The sequence below is a fragment of the Arthrobacter melezitosi genome (genome assembly GCF_054511055.1).
This window is the reverse complement of the sequence record NZ_JBTNDJ010000003.1, coordinates 62,445-80,462: the sequence shown is the minus strand read 5'-3', so window position 1 is coordinate 80,462 and position 18,018 is coordinate 62,445. Positions and strand designations below refer to the sequence as shown.

Below are 18,018 nucleotides of genomic sequence, written 5' to 3'. Positions count from 1 at the left end.
AGGCTGCCCAAACATGGCGTGATCAGTCTACGGGAAGACGCCTGGTCTCCCGTTTTAGTTCCCGCAGGGCTCAATTCCGCTCCAGCGCCGCGGCGAGCGGTGCTGCGAGGTCCCCCACGGGTTCGACGACGACCTGCTGCAGGCCGAGCCATCCGGCCATGGTACCCAGTTCAGCCGCGAGTTCGTCGGCGGTGCCCGCGGGCGCGCCGGGCTCGGCGTAGCTGCCGCGCACCAGCAGGCGCCCGGCGGCCCGGTCGGCCTTGAGGTCGACCCGGGCCGCCATGACCTCTCCGAGCAGGAAGGGCAGCACGTAGTACCCGTAGCGCCGTGCCGCCGCCGGGGTGTAGATCTCGATCCGGTAGTGGAACCCGAAGAGTTCCTCCAGCCGCGGGCGGTCGAAGACCAGGGAGTCGAACGGACTCAGCAGGGCCCGCCCGGCGGCCCGGCGCGGGATCACGGCGTCCCGGTGCAGATAGGCCGGCCGGCTCAGGGAGCCCACCTGGGCACGGACCAGGACCCCGCGTGATTCGAGGGTCCGCACCGCCTCGGCGGTGTCGCGGACGGGGGTGCGGAAGTAGTCGGCGAGGCTGCGCACCGTGCCGATGCCGAGCGCCGCGGCGGCGCGTTCGGTCAGCACGAGGATCGCCTCCCGGGGGTCCGCCTCTTCGGCGGCGAGCCCGGAGCGCGGCAGCACCCGCGCCGAGGGGGCGTACCGGCGTTCGAAGGAGGCGGTCCGGGCCGCCGAGCTGATCTCCCCCCGGGCGAAGAGGTCCTCCAGGACCCGTTTGACGGCGCTCCAGTTCCACCCCCAGCTGTCGGTGCTGCGCTGTTCGGCGTGGCCCAGGCGCTCCTGCACCTGCCCGGCGGTCAGTGCCCGGCTCGAGGCGAGGAGGGTGAGGATCCGGTCCTCGAGGGAGGAGCGGAGCACCGGGTCCATCCCCGACGCCCCGCTCCAGGTGCGCCGCTGCCAGGGGCGCAGGTACGGAAACAGCGACGGGTCGATGAAGCTCGCTTCGTGGGCCCAGTACTCCGTCAACCGGCGCGGATGCCTGCCGGCGAACCGGTCGAGGACCGCCGGATCGTACGCCCCCAGCCGGGAGAAGACCGGGAGGTAGTGGGAGCGCACCAGCACATTCACCGAGTCGATCTGGAGCAGGTGGAGCCGATCAAGGATCCGGCCCACGGACCGCGCGGTGGGCGGGTCCGTGGGCCGGGTCTTCGAGAGTCCCTGGGCCAGCAGGGCGGCCCTGCGGGCCTGGGACGGTGTGAGGTTAACGGTCATGGCCCTGCCGGGGGCAGGGGACGGGCCGGATGCGGCCCGCCGGGCCCGCACCCGATGGCGCGGACCCGGGGGCCGGTGGGTCGGAGTGTCACTGGGTTGCGGCGGCTTCCTTCGCCCGGTACGCGAGGAGCTCCTCCTGGGGGTCCTGCGTTCCTTCGGCGCACTTCGAATCGAGGGTGATGACCCCGTAGGTCCAGCCCTGGCGCCGGTAGACGACAGAGGGCGCGCCGGTGGCTGAGTCGACGAAGAGGTAGAAGTCGTGGCCGACCAGTTCCATATTGTCGACGGCATCGTCGAGGGTGATCGGTTCGCCGGAGAAGACCTTCCGCCGGATGAGGACCGGGGAGTCCCCTGCGGGAACGTCGTCCGGGGATTCATAGGGGTCCGCAGAGGCGGCGGGCGCCGTCGTCCCGTTGGCGGAATCCGCGGCAAGCGCGGCGTAGATCGGCTGGGAGGTGCTGACCGGTTCGAGCCCGGCGGTGGCTGCGCCGACCGCTACGGGGGTGTGCCGTCCGTGGTGGACCTTGCGGCGGTCCCGGGCCCGGCGGAGGCGTTCGAGGAGCTTGTTGTAGGCGAGGTCGAAGGCGGCGAACTTGTCGCCGGCCGAGGCCTCCGCCCGGATGACCGGGCCTTTGCACAGCACGGTCAGCTCGACTGTCAGAGCCGTGTCGGCGTCCCTGGCACTTGTTTCCTTGGTGATCTTGGCGTCCACCCGCTGGACCTTATCGCCGAGCTGTTCGATCTTGTCGATCTTCTCTGCGGCGTACTCGCGGAACCGATCCGATACTGCAAGGTTCCGGCCGTTAATCACAAATTCCATGGTGCCCTCCAAATCGCTAAGGTGACACAACAACGGCCGGTCAGGCTGCCCCGGTCCGCTGCCGATGGGTGCCTGTCTGCTTTCTAACACCCATACCTCACGGTAGATCACGGCACCCCGTAATTCATCCCTCCCCGGGCCAATTTCTCCGATATTCGCTGTAAGCCAACTACCTCCTGGCCGGCGGAGGAGTGGCCGCCAAAACGACAGCCCCGGCCACCACGGCGCCCTCGGCGCGCAGCGCCCGGACGACCTCGGAAATCGTCGCTCCGGTGGTCAGGACGTCGTCGACGACCAGGCAGGGAACACCGTCGAGCCGGCCCCGGTACCGCCGCCGGACCTGCATTGAACCGGTGACGTTTTCCTGCCGGCCCCGCCGCCCAAGTCCCTTCTGTCCACCCCTCCGGGACGCGGCGGGCCGGGGAAAGCCGGCGAGCCGGGCGACCGGGCGCAGCACCGGCGGCCGGTGCCCCACGGGCTCGGCCAGCCGGGAGCCTGCGGGCAGCCCGCCGCGCCGGCGGAGCCCGCCCAGCAGCAGCCCGAGCGGGTCGTAGCCGCGCCGGCGGAGGGAACGTCCGCGGGTGGGAACGGGCACCAGCAGGCAGGGATCCTCCCGCCCGAGCAGCGAACCGCGCGCCGCGAGCAGGGCTCCGCCCAGGGCCGCGGCGAGGTGCCGGTCGAGGTCGGTGTGGCCGGTGTTCTTGAAGGCGAGCACGGCACGGGCCACCACTCCCCCGTAGACGCCGGCGGCGACAACGGGCAGGGGCTCGAACCCGGCACCGGCCTCGGATCCCGGACTGCCCCGAACGGGTGCCGGGCCGGCGGGATCGCGCTCCGGGAGGGCCTCGGCGGCGGCCTCGGCGCGGAAGGGCCGCACGGTGGCACGCCGGAAGGCGCGCCGGCACGGCGGGCACAGGGAGGCGTCGTCCCTGCCACACCCCACGCAGGAGGTCGGCAGGACGAGCGCGCAGAAACTTCGAAGGGCCGAGGCCCGGACCGCACCACCCTGGCCTCCCCGGTCTCCGCCCCCGTCCGGGAGCCCGCGAACCGTGTCCGCCATGGAGTCAGGGTGCCCCGGCGCGGTCCCGGCCGGACGCGGGCGGGCGGACAAGTGGATAAGCCGACGGGAACCGGACGTCCCGAGCCGGCCTCACCCCGGGAAGGCCGGGTCCCGTACTCCTTCGATGCTCCGGATCCAACTGGATCCCACCCGGGCGAACAGGGCCTCGGCGGTCTGAATGTAGAAGTCCTCCTGCGGATCGCTTCCGGCGCTGATGTTCAGCACGCCCTTCTGCGCCTTCAGCGTTTCGGTCTCCCCGCTCAGTTCGACGATGAGGGGGGTCACCTCGGCTGTTTCCGACACCGGGGAGGCGACCACAGTGCTCTCTCCGGCCCACTTGGCCGTGCCGATGTTTTCCCCGGCGTTCAGGGCGATGGGGTTCCCCAGGCTCTGCGGAATGCCCTGGGCGCTGCGGGTGATGCCGGCGAGCAGCACTTCCGAGACCCCCGCCTCATCCACGACGAGCAGGGCCCTGGCCCCGTCCCGGGAGACCTGGAATTCCGTCACCGTCCGGTCCGCGAGCCACGACGCCGCAACCACGACGGCGTTGCGCGTCATGCCGCCCGGCGGAACAGCGACAACCTCGGTCCCCCGGCCGCTCGGGCCACCGGGCACGCTCCGCGTGGTCCAGAGCCAGTTGCTGGGGTCGAAGCTCGGGGCCGTGAGGCCGGCGCCTTCGACGGCGGTGCGGACCTCGCTGCCGGGTGCGGTGGCGAGCAGCGCCGTCGCCCTGCCGTTGAGGAAGGCGAAGTTGCTCCCCTCAAGGGATCGTGCCGGGTCCTTCGGGTCGTAGCCGGCCGCCGAGGGCAGCCCCTCGACCGGCAGCACACTGAGGTCCCGCACGATGCGCACCTCGTTGTTGGCGATGACGACCTGCTCATTGCCCACCGGCGGGTTGAAGTCGGGGATGATGAGCGCCGGGTCGGGGCTGCCGAGGTCGATCGGCTGCCCTGCGCTCATCTCCACCGAGGTGACGTCGTTGAGGGTCGTCAGGTTGACGCGCAGCTGCTGCTCCATCTGCTGCAGGCGGAGATCCGTGGCGTCCTGGAGGACCTCCTCGGACAGTTCGACGGAGGCCACGCCGGAGGTGATGGGCACCGATTCCTGGGCCAGGGTGACTCCTTCGGGGAAGGCGCTGGTGACGGCGCCCTGGAGGTAGGGGGCGGGACCGGCGAGCAGTGCCTGCACCACCCGGGCGGCGATGCCGGGGCGCCGGACGAACCAGCGGACGTCGGGCACCCAGTACCGGTAGCCGCTGCTGTAGAAGTACAGGTGGTGGGCCGTGGCCAGCAGGGAGGCGTTGCTCTCGGTGACCATGATGCCGTTGGGGATTTCACTGATCCGCCACTGACCGTTGATCTTCACCATCTCGGCGCGGACGCTTTCGGTGGTCGGGTTCGGCGGGTCGGTCCGGATGCCCTGGGAGTCGATGATGCCGGTGATCTCGAGCTGGACCTGCAGGGCGCCCTCGGCCTCCCGCTGGATGATCCTCGGATCCGCCCGGAAGATCACGATGCGCTCCTCGGGCTGCCAGGTCTTCGCGAGTTCGGGGGTCAGGAACTGGCGTGCCACCTTGTACCCGTCGGCTGCTCCGGTGCCTGCGGTGATGAACTCCTGCAGCAGCACCTCGGGGGAGGCATCCGGCTGCGGGCCCTCGGGGGAGAAGACCTGGGACACCGTGTCCTCCTCGGCGGCGGGCGCCGGGATGGTGGCCACCGGTCCACTCCGAGGGATGGCGGAGCAGCCCGGGACGATCAGGAGCAGGGCCGCGAGCGCCGCAGCGAAGGCAGCCCGCGGCCGCGCCGGCCTACTGGATTTCACTTGTCTCCTTCAGCTGCTCGCCGGGGTGCCCGTCCCCGACGGCCGGGGCGCGCCCGGGGGCCGCCGGCAGCGCGGTGGCGCCGGCGGGCGCCGCCCCGGACGGCCCGGCGTCGGACGTCCCCGCTGCAAGGGGAAGGGGCAGCCGCATGCGCGGGGGCAGGGACAGCGGGGAGACCTTGAGCTCCCCGCCGCGCTGCTTGGGCAGGGTGAGGCGGAAGCACGAGCCCTTCTCGGGTTCGCCCCAGGCCTCGAGCCAGGCCGAGTGGAGGCGTGCGTCCTCGACGGCGATCGACAGTCCCAGCCCGCTGCCGCCGGTGGTGCGGGCCCGGGCCGGGTCCGCACGCCAGAAGCGGTCGAACACCCTCGAGGCCTCGTCTTCGGTCATGCCCATGCCGTAGTCGCGCACCGCGACCGCCACGGCGTCGGGGCTCGAGGCGATGTGGATGTGCACGGGCTTTCCCTTGCCGTGTTCCAGGGCGTTGACGACCAGGTTGCGCAGGATCCGTCCGATCCGGCGCGGGTCGGCGTCGACAATGCAGCTGGTCTCCGTTGAGAGGATCCGAAGGTCGGAGCCGAAGTTGTCCGCGAGCGGCTGGGCGCCGTCGATCACGTGCTTGACCACCTGGAAGATGTCGGTCGGCTCGGACTCGAGCACGGCCGCACCGGCGTCGAAGCGGGAGATTTCGAGGAGGTCGGCCAGGAGCGACTGGAACCGCTCCACCTGGTCGTAGAGGATCTCCGCCGAGCGCTTGTTCACCGGGTCGAAGTCGTTCCGCGCATCGTGCAGGATCTGTGCGGCCATGCGGACCGTCGTCAGCGGGGTCCGCAGCTCGTGGGAGACGTCCGAGACAAACCGCTGCTGCATCTTCGAGAGCTCCGCCAGCTGGGTGATCTGGTCCTGGAGGCTCGTGGCCATGTGGTTGAAGGACGCCCCCAGCCGTGCCACCTCGTCTTCGCCCCTGACCTCCATCCGCTCCTGCAGCTCTCCGGCGGCGAGCTTCTCCGAAACGAGCGCGGCGTGGCTGACCGGCCGCACGACGCTGCGCGTCACGAACCAGGCGATGGCTCCGATGATCGCCAGCAGCACCGTCCCGGCGATCCACAGCACCCGGTGGATGTAGTCGAGGGTCTGCTGCATGGAGGAGAGGTCGTAGATGATGTAGACGGCGTAGGCGGTGCTGTCCGGCGGCAGGGTGACCTTGGTGGCGAAGGCGACGCCGGGGGCGCGCAGGTCGCCGGTGGTCTCGGAGCGGGGAATCGTGATGGGGGCCCAGTACTGGTCGTCGCCCTCGGCGACGGCGGCCCGAAGGTCGGCGGGGATCAGGGCCGACTCGGTCATCGCCGCATTGCTGGCCCGGGCGGGCACCCAGTAGCCCTGCTGGCCGGGCAGCGGGCTGAGCAGCCACTGCCGCGGGGCGTCGGCGCCGCGCGCTCCCAGCCGGTCGAGGGTGTCACGGGCCAGCCGGTCGGTCGAATCCCGGTCGGTGGCGGTGGTGTCCCGGAAGATTTCCTTGATGTCGCGCAGGCCGTTGCTCGCCTCGCTCTGGAACTGCCCGAACCGCTCCTTGTACAGCCCGTTGGCGATCTGGTTGGAGAGGAATCCGCCCACCGCCACCAGGGCAAGGGAGGTCAGCAGCAGCGATGCGACGACGGTGCGGAACTGCAGGGAGCGGCGCCAGCGCCCGGCGACGAAGGACGCCGCCCGGCGCACCTGCCGCAGCGCTTGTCCTGCACCCTGGATCGTCGATTCGGCGGCGCGGGCTGCCCGGGTGTTCACCTCAGCCTTGACCCGCCTTATATCCGACGCCGCGGACCGTCAGGATAATCTCGGGTGCCTCGGGGTCGCGTTCGATCTTCGAGCGCAGCCGCTGCACATGGACGTTGACCAGCCGGGTGTCCGCGGCGTGGCGGTAACCCCAGACCTGCTCCAGGAGCAGCTCCCGGGTGAAGACCTGCCATGGCTTGCGGGCCAGCGCCACGAGCAGGTCGAATTCAAGCGGCGTCAGGGAGACCTTGTCGTTGCCGCGCGTCACCGCGTGGCCGGCGACGTCGATGCTCACCTCGCCGATCCTCAGCGTCTCCGGGGCCCGGGTGTCGCCCGGGCGCAGCCGTGCACGCACCCGCGCCACGAGTTCGGCCGGTTTGAAGGGCTTGGGCACGTAGTCGTCCGCACCGGATTCGAGCCCCCGCACGACGTCGGAGGTGTCGGACTTGGCGGTCAGCATCACGATTGGGACATCGGACTCGGCCCGGATCTGCCGGCACACCTCGATGCCGTCGAGGCCGGGAAGCATGAGGTCGAGCAGCACGAGATCCGGCTGGGCCGACTTGAACACCCCGAGTGCCGCCGCGCCGTCGGCGCAGAACACGGGATCGAACCCGTCGTTGCGCAGCACAATGCCGATCATCTCGGAAAGGGCTTCGTCGTCGTCAATCACCAGGATGCGTGCCTTCATAGCTCAATAATCTCCCATCCGGTCTCTAATGTCCCATTGGGCGATCCGTCAGCGCGCCGCCCCGGCCCGGGGCCCGCCGGTTGGACGTTTTTCCGGCCGTGGACACCGGAGGAAACACCCGCCTGCGCGCATACTGCCTTCCGGAGGCGGCGGTAACTATAGTTCAACGTGACATCACCGCAACGGCGCCCGCTTGGAGAAGGACAGCATGAGCAACGATCCATCCGACGGGTCCCGGCCGGGCCCCGCCTGGCACCCTCCCACGGGCCCCGCACCCGAGCAGTACCCGGCCTTCCTGCCGCCGTCCGGCGCCGCGCCGGAGGCCTCCTCCCCCGCCGGGAATGCTGCCGGCTGGGCGGACCCCGGCCCCTATGGCACCGCCCCGGGCGGGCCCGCCCCCTACGGCGTGCAGGGTCACGCGGACCCCAACCCCTGGGGCGTTCCGCCGGGATGGGGCGGCCCGGCCTACGCGGCCCCGCCGAAGCCGGGGGTGATCCCGCTCCGCCCGCTGGGCCTTGGCGAGATCCTCGACGGCGCCTTCCAGGCCTGCCGCCGGAATCCGCTGGCCACCTTCGGCACGGCCATCCTCTTCCAGTCGATCGTCGCCGTGGTGACGGTCCTGATGTCGGCCGGGCTGCTCACCAGCCTCGACCAGCTCGCCATGGGCACGGTTGAGCAGGACCAGCTGGGCGGCACCCTGGCCTCGGTGGCCTCCTTCGCCTCCGTCGTCACGGTGGTGGCGGGCGGGGCCCTGCTCATCCTCCAGGGCGTGCTCGTGGTTCCGGTCGCCCGTGCGGTGCTCAACCAGAAGACCGGGTTCGCCGAGCTGTGGCGGCTCTCGGCCCGCCGCATCCCGCCGCTGCTGCTGCTCGGGCTGATGCTCGCCGGCGCGGCCGTCGTGGGCTTCGGCGTTGTCGTCCTCATCGCCGTGGCCCTGGTCGCGGCCCTGCAGGAAACGTCGTTGTTCATTATTGTTCCGCTGCTCTTCGCCGTGTTCGCGGTCTTCACCTGGATCAGCGTCAAGCTTGTCCTGGCCCCTGCGGCGCTCATGCTTGAAGGAACCGGGCCGGTGCAGTCGGCGCGCCGGTCCTGGGTCCTCACCGGACGCAACTGGTGGCGCACCTTCGGCATTCTCCTGCTGACCAGCCTCATGGTCTCGATCATCACCTCGGTGGTGGCCACACCCATCAGCTTCCTCGTGACGCTGCTGTTCAGCTTCTCCGACGCACCGGCGGCCGGCACCGCGGATGCGCTCGACTCCCTCCCCATCCTGTTCATTACGCAGGGAGTCTCGGCGTTCTTCGCCGCCATCGGCTACGCCTTCCAGTCCGGCGTGACCTCGCTGCTGTACATCGACCTGCGGATCCGCCGGGAGGGCTTCGACGTCGTGCTCCTTGCGGAACACGAGAAGTCCGCGGGTTCGGGAACCCCGCCCTACGGATCCGGACCCCTCCAGGGCCCGCGGTGACGCCCCCCGTTCCGGCGTGCCGCCGGTGATCCGGCAGGAGCTGCTCGACCGGGATGAGGCCCGGGAGCGGTTGGTGGACGAGCTGGCCAAGCCCGTCTACCAGGAGGCCCAGCCGTCCCTGCTCGAACGCGCGTTTCAGGCCGCCGTGGACTGGGTGGTCGAGGCACTCTCGGGCATCCGGTCGGTGGGGGCCGGACCCGGCACGCTGCTCCTCGCCGCAGGGGCGGTGGTTCTCATCGTGGTGGCGGTTCTGTTGATCCGGCCCCGCCTCAACGCCCGTGCAGCCCGGACGGCGCGCGCTGTGTTCACCGCCGGAGCCACCCTGTCTGCCGCTGAACACCGCCTCCGGGCGGGGGCCGCCGCCGACGCCGGCCGGTGGAACGAGGCCCTGGCCGAACGCCTCCGCGCGGTGGTGCGGGACGCCGAGGAACGCGGGGTCCTCGACGAACGGCCCAGCCGCACCGCCACCGAGGCCGCCGACGGCCTCGCACCGGCCTTCCCGGGATCCACCGGGGAAATCCACTGGCTGGGGGAAAGGTTCAACGAGGTCCAGTACGGCCGCGGCGCCGCCGCGGAAGCCGACGAGGCCGACGCGGCGCGGGCCGCCGCCCTCGACGCGGCCCTCGCCCGGGGTGTTCCCGCGCGTGCCGGCGTGCCCGGAGCCACGCCATGAGCCGGCACTCCGGGCCCCGCCGGGCCCCGGCGGGACCGCCGGCCGCAGCGTCGACGGGCCCGGCGGAGACTCCGCCGGCCGCCGCAGTGGCGTCCCCTGACCGGCCCGGAGCGCCTGCGGACCGGGCGGGGAGCCCGGAGGTCACCGGCGACGGCGGGAGCGCCACCGCGACCGGCCGCCGGAGGCTGCGGCGGGCGGCGCCGGCGCTCCTGCTCGCCGGAGTCATCGCCGCCGCCGTCGTCCTCGGCCTCCTGACGCGCGCCGACGCCGACGCCATGCCCCTTTCGCCGGGCAATGCCTCCCCTACGGGGGCGCGCGCCCTGGCGCAGGTCCTCGAGGACGAGGGAGTCGAGGTGGTCCATGCGCGCACCCTGGCCGAGGCGGAGGCCGCGCGGGCCGGCGCCGGCGAAACCACGCTGTTCCTCGCCGATCCCAACGGGTGGCTCAATGAGGAACAGCTGTCGTCGCTGAACCGCTCGTTCCCGAGCAGAGTCCTCGCCGCACCCTCCGAGCGCCAGCTGCGGGTGCTGGCCCCGGAGATCCTGGCCGCAGGACCCGCCGAGGACGCGGGCGGAACCGTGCGCGCCGGCTGCGCCCGGGAGGAGGCCCGGACCGCCGGCGAAATCACCGGCGGCGGCCAGCTCTACATGGCGCCCGTCGAATGCTTCAGCTCCCCCGCCTCCGACGGCAGGATGGGCGCCTCGTACGCCGCCGTCGACGGGACGGTCGTCCTGGGCAACCCGGGAATCCTCTCCAACGGAACGATCGACGAAGCCGGCAACGCCTCACTCGCGCTGTCCACCCTGGGCGCGGGCGAATCGCTCATCTGGTACCAGCCGACCACCGCGGACCTCGCCGGCGCCACCGGCCCGCCGGCCAACCCGCTGGAGCTGCTTCCGGACTGGGTCAACGCCCTCATGCTCTGGCTGCTCGGGTGCGCCGTCCTGGGCATGTTCTGGCGGGGCCGGCGGATGGGCCCGCTCGCCGTCGAGCCCCTTCCGGTCGCCGTCAGCGCCGCCGAGACCGCCGAGGGCCGGGCGCGCCTCTACCAGGGGGCACGGTCCGTCCCGCACGCCGCGGAGAACCTGCGAGCGGCCGCACTCAGCCGCGCCGCGGTCCGGCTGCGCCTCCCGCCGTCGGGCCCGCGGGGCGCCGTCGTGGAGGCCGTGGCGCGGAAGACCGGCCGCCCGGCCGGAGAGGTCCGGGCCCTCCTGGACGGCCCCGCCCCCTCCACCGAGAAGGACCTCGCGCGCTGGGCGCACCGACTTCTGGACCTTGAAAAGGAGATTCACAACTCATGAACCGATCGAGTGGATGGCAGCAGGAGGGTTCCGGCGCGCACGCGGCGCACCGGGCTGTTGGGACGGTACCCGAGCAGGCACCCCCGGGGCGGCCGGCCGACGACTCCCCCCGCCGCGCGCTCCTTGACGTGCGCGCCGAGGTGGGCAAGGCCATCGTGGGGCAGGACGCGGCGGTGACCGGGCTGCTCATCGCCCTGCTCGCCAACGGGCACGTGCTCCTCGAGGGCGTACCCGGGGTGGCCAAGACCCTGCTGATCCGCACCCTGTCGGCGGCGCTCAGCCTCGACACCAAGCGGGTCCAGTTCACCCCCGACCTGATGCCCGGCGACGTCACCGGCTCGCTCATCTACGAAGCCCGGACCTCGGAATTCACCTTCCGCGAAGGGCCGGTCTTCACGAACATCCTGCTCGCGGACGAGATCAACCGGACCCCGCCGAAAACCCAGGCGTCCCTGCTGGAGGCGATGGAGGAACGCCAGGTGTCGGTGGACGGGGTCTCCCGCGCCCTTCCCGACCCCTTCATCGTCGCCGCCACCCAGAACCCCGTCGAGTACGAGGGCACCTACCCGCTGCCCGAGGCCCAGCTCGACCGCTTCCTGCTCAAGCTCGTGCTTCCCCTGCCCGGGCGCGAGGACGAGATCGAGGTGATCCGCCGGCACAGCGAGGGCTTCGACCCGCGCAACCTCGGCGGCGCCGGGGTCCGGGCCGTCGCGGGGGTCTCCGACCTCGCCGCGGCCCGCCAGGCGGTCGGCCGGGTGTCCATCGCCCCGGAGGTGATCGCCTACATCGTCGACCTGGTCCGTGCCACCCGCGCGGCACCGTCGTTCCAGCTGGGGGTCTCCCCGCGCGGAGCGACGGCGCTGCTGACCACCTCGCGGGCCTGGGCGTGGCTTTCCGGGCGCAACTACGTCACCCCCGACGACGTGAAGACCCTGGCCATGCCCGCCCTGCGCCACCGCGTGGCCATGCGCCCGGAGGCCCAGATGGACGGCGTCAGCGTGGATGAGGTCCTGGCCGGTATCCTCGCCGTCGTTCCGGTTCCCCGGTGAGCCGCCGCCGCCCCGCCGCGCCCTACTGGCGCGTCGGGCCTCCCCCGGGGGAGGCCGGCAGTGGCCGTTAGCGGACGCCTGGTGCTGCTGGCCCTGTTTGGCGCGGTGCCGATCGTCCTGTTCCCCGGCATCCTGCCGGCACTGATCTGGGCCGGCCTGCTGGCGGTCGGCGTCGCCGCCGACCTGCTGCTCGCCGCCTCCCCCCGCAAAGTCGGGGTGAGCCGGAGGCTTCCGGCCTCCGTCCGCCTCGGCGAGGGCTGCGTCGGCACCGTCCTGCTGCACAACGGGACGGGGCGGACGCTGCGGGCGACGGTGCGGGACCCCTGGCAGCCCTCCGCCGGCGCGGCGGACCCCGAACAGCGCCTGCAGGTGGCGGCCGGCCGGGTGCACCGCATGGAGGTCCCGCTCCTGCCGGCGCGCCGCGGCATCCTCACCACCGGCTCGGTCACCCTCCGCAGCCACGGTCCGCTCGGCCTCGCGGCGCGGCAGGTGACGCTTCCGGCGCCGGCCGAGCTGCGCGTCCTCCCGCCGTTCCTGTCCAAGCGCCATCTCCCCTCGAAGCTGCGGCGGCTGAGGGAGCTCGACGGGCGGGCGGCGGTGCAGATCCGCGGCGCCGGCACGGAGTTCGACTCCCTGCGCGACTATGTGCGCGGCGACGACGTGCGGTCCATCGACTGGCGTGCCAGCGCCCGCCGGCGGGACACCGTCGTGCGCACCTGGCGCCCAGAGCGGGACCGCCGGGTCGTGATTGTCCTCGACACCTCGCGGACCTCCGCCGCGCGGATCGCCGACGAACCGCGCCTGGACACAGGCATCGAGGCGGCCCTGCTGCTGGCCGTCCTCGCCCAGCACGGCGGTGACAAGGTCGACTTCCTCGCCTTCGACCGCCGCCTCCGGGCCCGGGTCGACTCCGGGGCCAAGGCGAACCTCCTCAATTCCCTCGTGACGGCGATGGCGCCGCTTTCGCCGGAACTGATCGAAGCCGATTTTTCCCGCATCCCGGCGCAGATCCGCTCGGTCTCCCCCCACCGGTCGCTGGTGGTGCTGCTGACCTCGCTCGACTCCGGCGCCGTGGAGGAAGGGCTGCTGCCGGTGCTTCCCGGCCTCACGGCGCAGCACCTGGTCGTCATCGCCTCCGTGCGTGATCCGCGGCTCGAAGAGCTCCGGGCGGAGCGCGGCACGGCCGCCGACACCTACCGGGCGGCCGCCGCCGAGCGGGCGCTCCTGGACCGGGAGGCCGTGAGCGCGCGGTTGAAGCAGCTCGGGGCCGAGGTGGTCGACGAGCAGCCGCTGGATCTTCCGCCGAGACTCGCCGACGCCTACATCCGGCTCAAGGCGGCGGGCCGGCTGTGAAGCCCCGCACCGGGGCATGCCCCGCGGCCGCGGCACCACCCGCGGACGGAGTCCACCAGGGAGGAACACCATCATGAGATCCATCTACCAGGAGGTCCTCGGCCGGGACTTCGACCGGCTCCAACCCGAACTGCGGGAGTACTTCGGGCTGCACGCCGGCAGCGGGCTGGCGGGGGTGGGGACCGGGGTGTTCGACGTCGCCGGCTGCCCGGCGTGGTTCGCCCGGCCGGCGTTCCGGCTCACCGCCCTCGACAACGCCTTCTTCCCCGAATACGGGACCGGGGTGCCGTTCACCATCGCGAACTACCCGCATGTCGATCCGTTCGGGCGCCCGGCGCTCACCGCCCGGCGGGTGATCCGGTTCAGCACGGCGGACCGGGTGTTCGAGGACACCACCGCGCTGCAGGACGGGCGGCTCACCGACTACGTGGGCTCGCGGCGCCGCATGGCGACCGCCCTGGCCTGTTCGGTGACCCCGGAGGGGCACATGCGCATGCTCTCGACCCGGACGCGCGTCTTCGCGGGAATCCGGCTTCCCCTGCCCGACGCCCTCGGAGCCCGCGCCTACATGGAACAGTGGTGGGACGGGCAGCGCTTCCGCATCCAGACCCGCGTGGTGCACCGCCAGCTCGGCACGCTGCTCGTGTACGCCGGGGCGTTCGACTATGAGCTGCAGGCCTTCGACGGCGTGCTGCCCGCGGACGCCCGGCCGCGGCGGTGGGAGGAGCGGACCTAGTCGTCCGCCGCGAGCTGGTTCAGGGCATCGGCGGCCGCCACGAGCCGCGCCAGGGTCTGCCGCGCGGCGGCGGGGGTGAGCCCCGCCAGCCCGTCCGACGGCGCCACTGTCACGGCACCCAGGCGTGCCGGTGGGAGGCCGACGCGCTGCCAGGGCCGGGAGACCGCCGCCACCAGGGCCGAGACCTGCGGCACCGTGTTGCCGGGGGCCAGGACTTCGGCCCAGAGCCGGCGCCCGGACTCCACCGCCTCGGCCAGCCGTTCCCACTGCGCGTCCGTCAGCGCGCCGAAGGGAAGCCCGAGCGTCTCCGCGGGGCTTGAGAGGGCGGCCTCGAGCACCGCGTCCCCGCCGGGCACGCGCAGCACCAGGCGGTGGGCGCCGGCATCCCGGACGGCGGCGTGCAGGCCGGCCCACGCGTCGGCGGCCTCCTGCCGGGGCACGGCGCGCAGGGTCCGGTAGCCGCTGGCCGTCGGGATCCGCCCGGCCAGCACCGCGTCGACCTCGGGCTCATCGAGCTGCACCTCGACGGCGGCGCCCCGGGCGACCGCGGCGGTCCGCCGGACCAGGTCGGCGGCTCCGGCCGCCAGGGAGGCGTAGATCTCGCGCCGGGCGCCGGCGTCGAGCAGTGCCCGCTCCCCCGAGTGGAGGTGGACGTTGGCGGCGACCGAGAGGGGGCCGCGCAGGTGCACCTTGACCCGTTCCGCGGGCACCTCCTCCGCCCCGGCGACATCCCCGAGCGCGTTCAGGTCCGAGGAGAGCGCGGACTCGGCCCGGCGCTGGTCCTTCCCCGGGCGGGCCACGAGGCGCCAGCCGTGGGGCTGGAGATCGAAGGGCAGTTCAACGAGCATGCCGAGGGTGCGTCCGACGGCGTCGCTTCCGGGCCCCCGCTGCGGCAGCGAGGCCAGGAACGGCAGGTGCGGGCCGCCGAGCTCACCGCGCACCGCGCGGTGGGCCTCCAGCGGGTCGGTGCCGGGCCATTCACCGGGGGCCGTGGCCGTGACCTGCGCGGCGGGGTCTCCGGCGGGGCCGCCGGACGGGGCTTCCGCGGGGTTCCCGGCGGATGCACCGGCGGGGGCCTGCGCGGAGGGCTCAGGCGCCACCGGAGCCCTCCGGGGCCGGGGATTCCCCGTTGCGGGTCTCCGAGATCGCCTGGTGGTGGCGGATGACCTCGGAGATGATGAAGTTCAGGAACTTCTCGGCGAAGGCCGGGTCGAGGTGCGCCTCCGCTGCGAGGGCCCGCAGGCGCGCGATCTGCGCCGCTTCGCGGGCCGGGTCGCCGGCCGGGAGGCGGTGTTCGGCCTTCAGGTGCCCGACCCGCTGCGTGGCCTTGAAGCGCTCGGCCAGCAGGTACACAAGGGTCGCGTCGATATTGTCGATGCTGCTGCGCACCGACAACAACTCGGCCATCACCTCGGGGTTCACCGCTCCGGCCAGGGAACTCGCCCCGGGGTCGAACCCACTTGTCTCTTCGCTCATGAACCCAGTTAAGCAGACTTCCGCGGGCACCCTGAACTGCGTCGGCCCGGCCCGCCGGAACCTCAGCCGGCGGCGCCGGCCAGTTCGGGGCGGAGTGCGGAGCGGGCCGAATCGATCGTGGCCTGCCCCAGCACGCGGCTGCCCTGGTACAGCACGACCGTCTGCCCGGGGGCCACCCCGCGCATCGGCTCGACCAGCTGCACGAGAAGCTCGGGACGGCCCCCGGGGCCCGCCTCGACGCGCGCGCGGGCATCCACCGGGTCGCCGTGGGCGCGCACCTGCGCCATGCACTCGAACTCCTCACCGGTTGCGACCTCGGCGATGGGCTTCCCCGCCCACGAGACCTTGATGCCGCGCATCGAGTCGATGGCAAGCAGCTGCTCCGGGCCGACCACCACCGTGTTGTCCTTGGGCCGGATCTCCAGGACGAAGCGCGGCTTGCCGTCGGGGGCGGGCCGGCCCAGCTTCAGGCCCTTGCGCTGGCCGACGGTGAACGCGTTGGCGCCGGGGTGGGTTCCGAGCTTCGTTCCGTCGACGTCGAGGATGTCGCCCTCCGTGAGCTCGATCCGCTCCCCGAGCCAACCGCGGGTGTCGCCGTCGGGAATGAAGCAGATATCGTGGCTGTCGGGCTTGTTGGCCACCGACAGTCCCCGGCGTTCGGCCTCGGCGCGCACCTCCGCCTTCGAGGGCGTCTCGGCCAGCGGGAACATCGAGTGCTTCAGCTGTTCGTGGGTCAGCACGCCGAGCACGTAGGACTGGTCCTTGGCCCAGTCCGCCGCGCGGTGGAGTTCGCGGTTGCCGTCGGCGTCCTCGATGACCTTGGCGTAGTGCCCTGTGCACACCGCATCGAAGCCCAGCGCCAGCGCCTTCTCGAGGAGCGCGGCGAACTTGATCCGCTCGTTGCACCGCATGCACGGGTTGGGGGTGCGCCCGGCGGCGTACTCGGCGATGAAGTCATCGACCACGTCCTCCTTGAACCGCTCGGAGAAATCCCAGACGTAGTAGGGGATGCCGAGGATGTCGCAGGCGCGCCAGGCGTCCCGGGAGTCCTCGATGGTGCAGCAGCCCCGGCTGCCGGTGCGCAGCGTCCCCGGCATCCGGGAGAGTGCAAGGTGTACCCCGACAACGTCGTGCCCCGCCTCGACGGCCCGCGCCGCGGCGACCGCCGAATCGACCCCGCCGCTCATAGCTGCAAGTACCTTCATAGTGAAAAACCTGTTCCTGCCGTTTGGATTGATGATGCGGAGCCTGCCATGCCCGCCCTGCGGGCGCGCGCGTAGGCCTCGGGAAGTGCTGCAAGGAGGGCGTCGACGTCCTCCGCGGTGGAGGTGTGCCCCAGCGTGAAGCGTTGGGCGCCGCGGGCCTCGTCCTCGGTCAGCCCCATGGCGAGGAGCACGTGGGAAGGCCGGGGCACCCCTGCGGTGCACGCCGCGCCGGTCGAGGATTCGATGCCGGCCAGGTCGAGCAGGAACAGCAGGGAGTCCCCTTCGCAGCCGGGGAAGGTGAAGTGGGCGTTGCCCGGCAGCCGCGCACCGGCCGGCGCCGGATGGCGGACCCCGCGCAGGACGGCCTCGGGCACCGCGTGCTGGACGCCCTCGATCAGGCGGTCCCGCAGGGCGGACAGCCGCGCCGACTCCTCCGGCAGGCCCGCGACCGCGGAGTCGGCGGCCGCCGCGAACGCCGCGATCCCCGGAGCATCGAGGGTACCGGAGCGGATATCGCGCTCCTGCCCGCCCCCGTGCTGGACGGGTGTGAGCTTCACCGCCCGTCCGACGAACAGCGCGCCCACCCCCACCGGCCCTCCCATCTTGTGGGCGCTGACGGCCATGGTGGCCAGGCCTGAGCCGGCGAACGAGACCGGGAGGGAGCCGAAGGCCTGGACGGCGTCGGAGTGGACCGGCACCCCGTGCTCGGCGGCGAGGGCGGTGATCTCGGGAATGGGCTGGACGGTGCCCACCTCGTTGTTGGCCCACATGACCGTGACGAGGGCCGTGGTGTCCGCGTGCGCCGCCAGTTCGCTGCGCAGCGCCTCCAGGGAGACGACGCCGGCGCCGTCGACGGGCAGCCACGTCACCTGCGCCCCCTCATGGCGCTCGAGCCATTCGACGGTGTCCTGCACCGCGTGGTGTTCAACAGGCGAGGCGAGGATCCGGGTGCGGCGGGGGTCCTCGGAGGTGCGGGCCCAGTAGAGGCCCTTGACGGCCAGGTTGTCCGCCTCCGTTCCGCCTGAGGTGAAGATCACCTCGGAGGGGTGGGCGCCGGCGGCGCGGGCGAGGCTTTCGCGGGCGTCCTCCACGCCCCGGCGGGCACGCCGGCCGGAGCCGTGCAGCGAGGAGGGGTTGCCGCTGCGGCTGAGTTCGAGGGTCAATGCGGCGAGCGCTGGCGCCGAAATGGGCGTGGTCGCCGCGTGATCGAGGTACACGGGCATACACCGATTCTAGCGGCGGACCCCGCATCCGCCGATTCGGCGGCGCGGCGGAGGGCGCCGGCCCGCCCGTCCGGCGGCTGCCGGGCGGACGGGCC

General features: G+C 72.6%; 16 protein-coding genes. 6 read left to right on the top strand and 10 right to left on the bottom strand.

Features of this window, described 5'->3' with window-relative positions:
- Positions 1-70: 70 nt before the first annotated feature.
- From ACX80W_RS04955 to mtrA, 6 genes are all read right to left on the bottom strand, one after another.
- Positions 71-1,282 carry a winged helix-turn-helix domain-containing protein gene (locus ACX80W_RS04955; RefSeq protein ID WP_459280986.1) on the bottom strand — a complete coding sequence of 404 codons (1,212 nt, stop codon included), beginning with the start codon at positions 1,280-1,282 and terminating at the stop codon, positions 71-73.
- 88 nt (positions 1,283-1,370) lie between these two features.
- Positions 1,371-2,102 carry a ribosome hibernation-promoting factor, HPF/YfiA family gene (gene hpf, locus ACX80W_RS04950; protein ID WP_459280984.1) on the bottom strand — a complete coding sequence of 244 codons (732 nt, stop codon included), beginning with the start codon at positions 2,100-2,102 and terminating at the stop codon, positions 1,371-1,373.
- A 169-nt stretch (positions 2,103-2,271) separates the two neighbouring features.
- Positions 2,272-3,162 carry a ComF family protein gene (locus ACX80W_RS04945; protein WP_459280982.1) on the bottom strand — a complete coding sequence of 297 codons (891 nt, stop codon included), beginning with the start codon at positions 3,160-3,162 and terminating at the stop codon, positions 2,272-2,274.
- A 90-nt stretch (positions 3,163-3,252) separates the two neighbouring features.
- A complete protein-coding gene (locus ACX80W_RS04940; RefSeq protein WP_459280980.1) occupies positions 3,253-4,983 on the bottom strand; it encodes an LpqB family beta-propeller domain-containing protein in 1,731 nt (576 codons plus the stop codon).
- Positions 4,970-6,760, bottom strand: a complete 1,791-nt coding sequence (gene mtrB / locus ACX80W_RS04935) for an MtrAB system histidine kinase MtrB (protein WP_459280978.1) — start codon at positions 6,758-6,760, stop codon at positions 4,970-4,972. Before mtrB ends, ACX80W_RS04940 begins: the two co-directional genes overlap by 14 nt.
- Before the next feature lies 1 nt (position 6,761).
- Entirely contained in the window at positions 6,762-7,439 is a 678-nt protein-coding gene (gene mtrA / locus ACX80W_RS04930; RefSeq protein ID WP_459280976.1) for an MtrAB system response regulator MtrA, read from the bottom strand.
- 208 nt (positions 7,440-7,647) lie between these two features.
- Here mtrA and ACX80W_RS04925 point away from each other — a divergent pair, with 208 nt between their 5' ends.
- The 6 genes from ACX80W_RS04925 (at position 7,648) to ACX80W_RS04900 (ending at position 14,019) form a co-directional block, all read left to right on the top strand.
- Complete coding sequence (locus ACX80W_RS04925; RefSeq protein ID WP_459280974.1) at positions 7,648-8,907, top strand: DUF7847 domain-containing protein; 1,260 nt, start codon at positions 7,648-7,650, stop codon at positions 8,905-8,907.
- Between the two features lie 25 nt (positions 8,908-8,932).
- The gene (locus tag ACX80W_RS04920; protein ID WP_459280972.1) at positions 8,933-9,580 is read left to right on the top strand and encodes a DUF4129 domain-containing protein; all 648 of its coding nucleotides are present in this window, start codon (positions 8,933-8,935) and stop codon (positions 9,578-9,580) included.
- Complete coding sequence (locus ACX80W_RS04915) at positions 9,577-10,881, top strand: DUF4350 domain-containing protein (protein WP_459280970.1); 1,305 nt, start codon at positions 9,577-9,579, stop codon at positions 10,879-10,881. Before ACX80W_RS04920 ends, ACX80W_RS04915 begins: the two co-directional genes overlap by 4 nt.
- Positions 10,878-11,930, top strand: a complete 1,053-nt coding sequence (locus tag ACX80W_RS04910; RefSeq protein WP_459280968.1) for an AAA family ATPase — start codon at positions 10,878-10,880, stop codon at positions 11,928-11,930. Before ACX80W_RS04915 ends, ACX80W_RS04910 begins: the two co-directional genes overlap by 4 nt.
- Before the next feature lie 60 nt (positions 11,931-11,990).
- A complete protein-coding gene (locus ACX80W_RS04905) occupies positions 11,991-13,283 on the top strand; it encodes a DUF58 domain-containing protein (RefSeq protein ID WP_459280966.1) in 1,293 nt (430 codons plus the stop codon).
- Between the two features lie 73 nt (positions 13,284-13,356).
- The gene (locus ACX80W_RS04900; RefSeq protein ID WP_459280964.1) at positions 13,357-14,019 is read left to right on the top strand and encodes a DUF4166 domain-containing protein; all 663 of its coding nucleotides are present in this window, start codon (positions 13,357-13,359) and stop codon (positions 14,017-14,019) included.
- On the opposite strand, the gene ACX80W_RS04895 is transcribed toward ACX80W_RS04900, so the two are convergent.
- The 4 genes from ACX80W_RS04895 to ACX80W_RS04880 form a co-directional block, all read right to left on the bottom strand.
- A complete protein-coding gene (locus ACX80W_RS04895) occupies positions 14,016-15,119 on the bottom strand; it encodes a uroporphyrinogen decarboxylase/cobalamine-independent methonine synthase family protein (RefSeq protein WP_459280962.1) in 1,104 nt (367 codons plus the stop codon). The genes ACX80W_RS04900 and ACX80W_RS04895 overlap by 4 nt on opposite strands.
- Positions 15,109-15,495, bottom strand: coding sequence for a chorismate mutase (locus ACX80W_RS04890; protein ID WP_459280960.1), 387 nt, complete (start codon positions 15,493-15,495; stop codon positions 15,109-15,111). The genes ACX80W_RS04895 and ACX80W_RS04890 overlap by 11 nt, the downstream gene beginning before the upstream one ends.
- A 62-nt stretch (positions 15,496-15,557) precedes the next feature.
- Positions 15,558-16,700 (bottom strand): tRNA 2-thiouridine(34) synthase MnmA, encoded by a 1,143-nt coding sequence (gene mnmA / locus ACX80W_RS04885; protein ID WP_459280958.1) that lies wholly within the window; start codon positions 16,698-16,700, stop codon positions 15,558-15,560.
- A complete protein-coding gene (locus ACX80W_RS04880; RefSeq protein WP_459280956.1) occupies positions 16,697-17,923 on the bottom strand; it encodes a cysteine desulfurase family protein in 1,227 nt (408 codons plus the stop codon). The genes mnmA and ACX80W_RS04880 overlap by 4 nt, the downstream gene beginning before the upstream one ends.
- Positions 17,924-18,018: the final 95 nt, after the last annotated feature.